The 7,223-nt window shown below is 51.1% G+C and carries 8 protein-coding genes; 4 read left to right on the top strand and 4 right to left on the bottom strand.

Translation table 11 applies throughout. The features are described from left to right. Positions 1-10: 10 nt before the first annotated feature. Together RZA33_RS15935 and RZA33_RS15940 are read right to left on the bottom strand one after the other, a co-directional pair. Entirely contained in the window at positions 11-1,240 is a 1,230-nt protein-coding gene (locus RZA33_RS15935; protein WP_317508691.1) for a permease, read from the bottom strand. A gap of 87 nt (positions 1,241-1,327) precedes the next feature. Further along, positions 1,328-1,906, bottom strand: coding sequence for an elongation factor P hydroxylase (locus RZA33_RS15940; RefSeq protein WP_317508692.1), 579 nt, complete (start codon positions 1,904-1,906; stop codon positions 1,328-1,330). A gap of 118 nt (positions 1,907-2,024) precedes the next feature. Between RZA33_RS15940 and RZA33_RS15945 the strand changes: the two genes are divergently transcribed. The 3 genes from RZA33_RS15945 to RZA33_RS15955 all read left to right on the top strand — a co-directional run bounded on the left by RZA33_RS15945 (position 2,025) and on the right by RZA33_RS15955 (position 5,266). Continuing rightward, entirely contained in the window at positions 2,025-3,443 is a 1,419-nt protein-coding gene (locus RZA33_RS15945; RefSeq protein WP_317508693.1) for an MATE family efflux transporter, read from the top strand. A 4-nt stretch (positions 3,444-3,447) separates the two neighbouring features. Further along, a complete protein-coding gene (locus RZA33_RS15950; RefSeq protein ID WP_317508694.1) occupies positions 3,448-4,437 on the top strand; it encodes a DUF3080 family protein in 990 nt (329 codons plus the stop codon). A 133-nt stretch (positions 4,438-4,570) separates the two neighbouring features. After that, on the top strand, positions 4,571-5,266 hold the full coding sequence (locus RZA33_RS15955; RefSeq protein ID WP_317508695.1) for a hypothetical protein: 696 nt from the start codon (positions 4,571-4,573) through the stop codon (positions 5,264-5,266). Positions 5,267-5,367: 101 nt separating this feature from the next. Here the strand turns inward: RZA33_RS15955 and tusA are convergent, their stop codons facing one another. After that, entirely contained in the window at positions 5,368-5,622 is a 255-nt protein-coding gene (tusA, locus tag RZA33_RS15960; RefSeq protein ID WP_317508696.1) for a sulfurtransferase TusA, read from the bottom strand. 29 nt (positions 5,623-5,651) lie between these two features. On the opposite strand from tusA, the gene RZA33_RS15965 reads away from it, so the two are divergent. Further along, on the top strand, positions 5,652-5,939 hold the full coding sequence (locus RZA33_RS15965; protein ID WP_317508697.1) for an antibiotic biosynthesis monooxygenase family protein: 288 nt from the start codon (positions 5,652-5,654) through the stop codon (positions 5,937-5,939). 33 nt (positions 5,940-5,972) lie between these two features. Here the strand turns inward: RZA33_RS15965 and rlmM are convergent, their stop codons facing one another. Beyond that, entirely contained in the window at positions 5,973-7,043 is a 1,071-nt protein-coding gene (rlmM, locus tag RZA33_RS15970) for a 23S rRNA (cytidine(2498)-2'-O)-methyltransferase RlmM (RefSeq protein WP_317508698.1), read from the bottom strand. Positions 7,044-7,223: the final 180 nt, after the last annotated feature.

The following is a 7,223-nucleotide window of genomic DNA, read 5'->3' on the forward strand; positions in this document are numbered from 1 at the left end:
GCGCGCTTTGTTACAGCAACGGAGCCGCAAGCCCGCCAAGCAGCCAGAAGGCAGCGATTACCACCAGTACTTTTAGCACCTTATCTGTCAGTGAAGCACCACCATGGTCGTGATGATGTTCATGCCCGTGGTGCTCCTGCTGAGCGAGCTTCCAGAACCAAAACATAACACCCGTCAAGACCAGGAAAATGATATTAAGGACAAGCTGATAATTAACCTTAAAGAACTCCCGATCCCCCGGCGCGGTAACGCTTGCGAAATCCGGCAATAACCCCAAAAAGGCCAGTGTGTAATGCATTATCAGGGAGGCCGACACTATACCTATTAGCATTAGTCCCAGCAGATAGAGGGCCATACGCCAACCGTAATAGGTTGCGTTAATGCGTAGAACAGGTAATACAACCAGATCGGAAAAGATGAATGCCATCACACCAGCAAAAGTGACGCCCTGCCCGAACAAAACCGCCGCCAGAGGAATATTGCCCATGGAGCCGATAAAAGTGAAAAAGGCGGCTACAGGGCCGACAATCGTTTGCGCCAGTACCGCCAGGAAACCGGGATTGGCACTATTCTCGCCACCTGAACCAATAAACAACGTCTGAAAAAAAACATCGGGTACAAAGGCGGAAATGACCCCTGCTACCGTAAAGCCAATCAGCACATCCTTCCAAACCATCTGCCACTCCATGACGTAGGTTTGGCCAATATTCTTCCAGCCCTGAAGGCTGGTGATTTTCTCCTTCCAGTTTTTGTTTTCCTGGTCACCCTCTTCATCCGGGTCCCCGAGCTTTCTGCGCGCCTGAGCTTCGAGGCGGCGGGGACGCGTAATCCTAATCAGCCCCCAGGTAATAAGGATCAGTATCATTCCCCCCACATACTCCCCGACAACGAACTGCCAGCCGAGGAAAACGGCAATCACCATCCCCAACTCAATCACCAAGTTGGTAGAGGCCAACATAAACGCCATGGCTGGCGCGAGCCCCGCCCCTTTCTGAAAGATACTACGAGTGGTCGCTAGCGCGGCGAAACTGCAGGAGCTGGAAACAAACCCAAAAAAAGTACCCAACGCGACGCTGCGCGGGCCATCTTTCCCCATAACTCTCTGCATGCGCTCTTTAGTTACTAGTACCTGAATAAGACTACTGACAATGTAACCGAGAACAAAAGCCCATAGCGCCATCCAGAAGAAACCAATACTGGTCATGGCCGCTTCGTTCCATGAGGTGAAAAACGCTTCCATCGAAATTGCCTCCAGTGAGAGTTATTCGTTTCAAATAACGCTTAGCTCAAGCGATACGATAGTCTCAACATAGTCGTCTTTCCGCCTTTACAGCAACATATCAAGACCTTGGGCAATGCTAACCTCTCGTGCTAGCCCTTGTTGATAGTAAGCATTTAGTGCATGGCGAAATGATTTGGCGCGTAAAGGCAAGCCTTCACATTCATAGCGCTCAACCCGAGCCATGACTTTCTTTTGAAAAGCTTCACGATCGACTGACGCATCACCCGCCAGATTATCGACACTGACATGAAATTTACGACCACAGGCATGCGTAAAAATATACTCCAGCGCTTGCGGCGCTATCTCGGCATTTTCAAAAGCGGCTTGTTGTTGCGCATCACGGCCATCCGGCGAATACCAATAACCGTAATCTTCCAACTGTCGACGTTTTTTCCCGGCAATACACCAATGGCTGATTTCGTGTAATGCACTGGCGTAATAGCCCCGTGCGAAAATGACTTGGTGGTAGGCTGTTTCATTAGTCGCCGGCCGATAGAGCGGCTCATCGCCCCCCCGAATTAACCGGGTTTGATAGTGTTCTGAAAAAAGACCGTCAAAAAGCGCGGTAATATCGTCAAGCGTCCATCGATCCTGCGTATGACTCACATTAACCTCAATATTCATGGGTTTTGGTGCATTATACCTGCCCCGCCGCGGCTAGCTAACGACGACACACAAAGGCGTTACTGCAGCTGCTAACATAGCCATTTTGGACATCATGTTACCCATTAGGAGCCATCAATTGGGCGTTTTTATTCAACAGGTTAAATCAGTTTACTGGCCAGAGACACGGACGTTAGTGTACTTGGCGCTGCCAATTTGTGGGGCACAGCTGGCTCAGGCAGGGATGAGCGTTGTTGATGTGATGATGACGGGCCGCTATAACGCCACCTCGCTCGCGGCGGTTTCGGTAGGCTCTAGCTTATGGATGCCACTGATGCTGTTTATGACCGGTACTTTAATGGGGCTTACCCCCATTGTTGCGCATTTGTTAGGGGGCCAGCGTCACGCGGCCATACGCCCAGCTGTACACCAAGCACTTTGGGTCGCTTTAGCGCTTGGCGTTATGGCAGCATTGCTGCTGTGGTTAGCCGTTATACCTGTATTTGAATTAATGGACGTGCCTCAAGCGGTCGCAAAAGAGTCCGCTGCCTACCTTTCTGCCGCTGCTTTTGGCATGCCGGGAATTGCGCTTTTTCAGGCACTGAGGGCCTTCTCAGATGGCATGAACCATACCCGCCCAGCGCTATGGATCAGCTTGGTGGGCTTGACCGTCAATATTCCGGCCAACTATGTATTGATCTACGGCGGCGATGGCTTAGTTGAACTCTTCGGTTCATGGATCCCTAGCAGCCTGCAGCAATTACCGGCCTTAGGGGCATTTGGCTGTGGTATTGCAACGGCGCTTTCTATGTGGACGATGGCCTTGGCAATGGCCTACTACACAAGCCGGGGGCGTACTTATAAGAGCGTCGCTATTTGGCAACATCTCACCCCTCCTCAATGGATTGGCATTCGTGAGCTAATCGTAGTGGGCGTCCCTATTGGGGTGGCTATTTTTGTCGAAGTCACCTTATTTACCCTGATTGCGCTGTTTATCGCCAGTTATGGTGAAGTCACCGTGGGCGCCCACCAAATAGCGCTAAGTTTCACCACTATTCTGTTTATGCTGCCCATGTCACTGAGCATGGCCCTGACCGTACGAGTGGGTAATACCTTGGGTCAGCAGCGCCTGGCACTCGCCCGTAAAGTCGCTTGGAATGGCATTGTGATTAGCGTGATCGTCGCCGCCATTAACAGTATTCTTCTGTGGGAAACGGCTGTACCGGTGATTTCGCTTTACACCTCAAATGCTGAAGTGCAGGCGCTGGCGCTTTCTATCATTGCCTTGGCCGTCTTATTTCAATTGTCTGACGCGTTGCAAGTTAATTTGGCGGGCGCGTTACGCGGCTATAAGGACACTCGCATCGTGATGGTGATCACAGTGCTCTCCTACTGGATTGTAGGTTTGGGTGGCGGCCATTGGCTGGGATCAAGAGGCGTGGGTGACTTAGTTAGCCCGCTGGGGGTGCATGGCTATTGGATAGGCTTGATTGCCGGCCTGACTACCGCCGCTCTGTTGCTCGCTTGGCGTTTAAAGCGTATTAGTGCTCAGGAGTAATTATATGGTGCGATGGAAAAGACGAAAGGCTGCCTTCTTGTTGAGTATCATCCTGCTCGGTGGTTGCGGTGGTAACGACCTCGCGGACCAGCCTTGGGTAGCCTACCATCAACAGCTAGCTAACGATCTGTCGGTGGGCAATATTGAACAAGCGGAACCCGAGAATATCGGCGCTTTCCCTGAACGCAAAGCCAGGCTCATTGAGGTCCCCGAAACGCGTGATAGTATTCTCAATGTGTACGCCTTGCGCGAATGCCAAATCACCTCGTTGGTCGCAGCACGCAATAACCAGCTCGGCCGCGTAGCCCCTCCCAGCCAGCAGTGGCTGTATGAACGCAAGCTATGGCAACGCTTAAATAGTTGCTGGAATAGCAATATTCCCGAACAACTAAGCGACGAAAATAGAGACCGCTTAGAGCATTTGACGGCCACCAAAACAGCACAGTTACCGGCAGTAAGCTGGAACGCTATCTTTGACTCAAGCGAGTGGGAGCAAAGCTTTTCTCGCGCTAGTCAGCCATTAACTCAGGCAGACTTAATGGATGTCCCTCAACACCTTGAAGCGATTGATTACTTACAGCAGATGACCGAGCACCAATTCGACCCCGAGTGGCAGCAAGATTCTTCAACGCTTGAAAGCCATTTAAAAACTCTGCAGGAGCGGCCATTAACCGCCGAGGTTTTGCGCATGCTGCTGCTCGCCAACCAACGCTTACGCGAAGCAAATAACCTGCTTCGCCAACAAAGCGACGAGCCTTCGCACTGCTTACGGCAGTGGGATGCAGCATCGCTTGAGCGCTTAGCAGAGGCCGCTAATCAATGGCTAATGGCCATTAACCGCTTAATTGATACGCAGCCGGTAGAGAAACCTAGCGCGGTCCAACGCTATCAAACGCGGTGGCTATCACTCCACAACCCACAAGCCCCGTGGGCTCAATTTCAACAAGCAAAATCCCAACATGAGTCACTAAGAGCGCACTTTGATACTTGTTGAAGCAATAAAAAATCGCACACCCCTTAACCTTATGAGCAACTTGTGCTATTGGTGAAACGTAGCGGTAAATAATGCGGCAAGCCAAAAGTCTGCTTCGCCAATGTCATGACCACGCAGCACAAGGAGGGACACAATGGGCGCATCCCTGTCACCCCGCTCTGCCCAGGTCATTGATCTGGAAACTGTGCGTCAGCGTCAGCAGGCGCAAAAGTGCCTAGTCCGTTTAGCCCCCGAGCTAGATGGCCTAGAAATGGTATATCAGCTTGCTGAAAGTCCCGATGCTTACTACGGCATGCCCATTTTAGCCTGGGGGTTAAGAGAAGACGGCAATGTGATTGGTTTAGTACCGTGGATGGAAACACTGGCAGCCTGTGGCGATCTAAACAGTCAAGAAAACGGTCATTTCGTGGGTTATCGAGACCCAGAGACTGACGAAATTTTCGACACGCCGCCTGACCACAAATACCATGAACTAGTCGCAGCCGCTGAGTACTTTGATTACGAGGCATCCGGCGAAGTCACCCTCATCCAGCAAATTCCCGATACGCTTGGCACTCACGCGTTGTGCATGACTCACCCAAACGCACCATGGCACATGAAGCCAATCTATGGGTGGCGCCTTTACAGCGATGGTAGCGTTGACGCATTGTTAGCCGATGAACAGAAGGCGACAATGACGCCTATATTGTTAGGTGATAAATGCCTCTATGGCGCTCGCACTCGTCATAAAACCGCGTATTTTTTCCAACGCCATATTGCCAATCGCATATTGGAAGAAGACCCAGCCACGCTTGATGCGTTAGCCATGATGGTCGTGGCAAGTGACTAACCGAGTGTCTTAATGTCGCTTTGCGAGCGAGGCCAACAGCAACGAGCTGATTTGAGCCTCGCATTGTTTTTGGGCTATGGTTTTTAGGCTATCCCAAAAGGTTATGCTAAACGAATAAAGTAGAGGTAGTTACTCTCAGAGGCGGTGTCCTGCTCAAGCAGTTCGTGCCCTAAAAACTGACAAAACTTGGGCACGTCACGGGTGGTGGCGGGGTCGGTTGCGATCACTTTTAGCACTTGGCCTGAAGACATATCACGCACTTTGTTATGCATCAGCATAATCGGCTCTGGGCAATATAGCCCTGTCGTGTCTAATACCGCATCAAAGCTGGGTAACGTACCCGTATTATCAGCCATTAATATCCTCGATGTAGGAAGCAGAACGTATGATTAAAGTTATCATCGAACGGCGAATCATGCCCGGTCTTGAAGATGAATTTGAGCAAGCAGCGCGGGGAGCAATGCAAGCCTCCCTCGGTGTAAGGGGCTTCATCAGTGGCGAAACCCTCGTGGAACTTGGCCATACCGATCGCCGACTGATGATCACCAAATGGCGCGACATGCGCGCTTGGAAAGAATGGCATTCCAGCGAAGCCCGCGCGATGGTCATGCAACGTATTTTACCGCTATTAACCGAAGACGAAACCATCCGGATCTACGAACCCGGCTATTAATCCTACAGTGGCTACTCTTTCACTGTCGAAACTTCAATTTTTAAGTCGTACATGTACCGTTACCTCTTCACGGTCATGGTAGAGGTGACGGCACGTTACGTTAGCCTGGACACTGGCTTTTTCTAGCGACTCTTCCAATGTCGCTAGGCAACGCGTCACTTCATCCCAGCGTTTTTTCATGGGCAATTTGAGGTTAAAAATAGCTTCTCGACACCATTTTCGGATCAGCCACCGCTCAACCATCGCTAATACCCGCATCGGTTTATCAACAATATCGCAAACTAGCCAGTCTAATCGCTGCGGTGGCTCCCAAGTAAAACCATCCTCTTTCAAATGATCTATTTGCCCGGTCTTCATCAATTGCGATTCCATCGGGCCGTTGTCGATGGCATACACGTACATGCCTCGCTGAACTAATTGCCATGTCCAGCCACCTGGGGCAGCACCTAAGTCAGCTGCTTGCATATGCGGTGCTAGCCTCACACCCCATTCATCCCGAGGAATAAACTCATGCCACGCCTCTTCCAACTTCAGCGTTGAGCGGCTAGGTGCACGGGAGGGAAAACGCAGCCGACGAATACCGTTTATCAAATCGCTACGATTGCCTGGAAAGCTCATCGCCAGCCGCACTTGATCGCCGTCTGTCCAAAAAATATGTAAGCGCCGCGCTCCCGCCTTACGCCTTAGCGCTCCCCGCTTTTTGAGCATACTTTCAAGCGGTTTAGTAAGCGCTTTAATCAGACCTGCCAGGGCTTTGCCGTCATTGGTATCCGGCGTTTCATGCCAAATTTCTTCAAAATTCCAATGGCTGGCTTTGACCTGCTGCAAAATCGCAGTAAGGCGATCGTCACGGGAGAGGCTAAGTGCAGGCAAGGCAGCTAGGCTTTGGCGCGCGAAAATCAGCTTTTCAAATGCTGCCTGTCGGTGTAAATCATTCACCGCTTCGCCATCGACACGCGTTAAGCTTACCCACCCTTCGCCGGAAGACGCCTCACAACTGACGTCATGGAGTGCTGCATGGTACTGCATCTCTGCCAGCGCATCATTTTCAAACCCTGGACGGCAATAAACCAGCCACGATGTGGGTACTATTTCACTCACCACTTCACCTCAGTTCCTCCAGCTATCATAAACGGTGACAGCTGCCTCATTAATTGGGCCGCATCATAGCACTTATCCAGCACTTTTTATTTTCTTCCGCGCAACAAAAAAACCCCGCGCACAGAATGCTCGGGGTTTTTCTTAATAAGTGCCTGACGATGACCTACTCTCGCATGGGGAGAC

This window comes from Halovibrio sp. HP20-59 (assembly GCF_033052795.2).
Classification (GTDB): domain Bacteria; phylum Pseudomonadota; class Gammaproteobacteria; order Pseudomonadales; family Halomonadaceae; genus Vreelandella.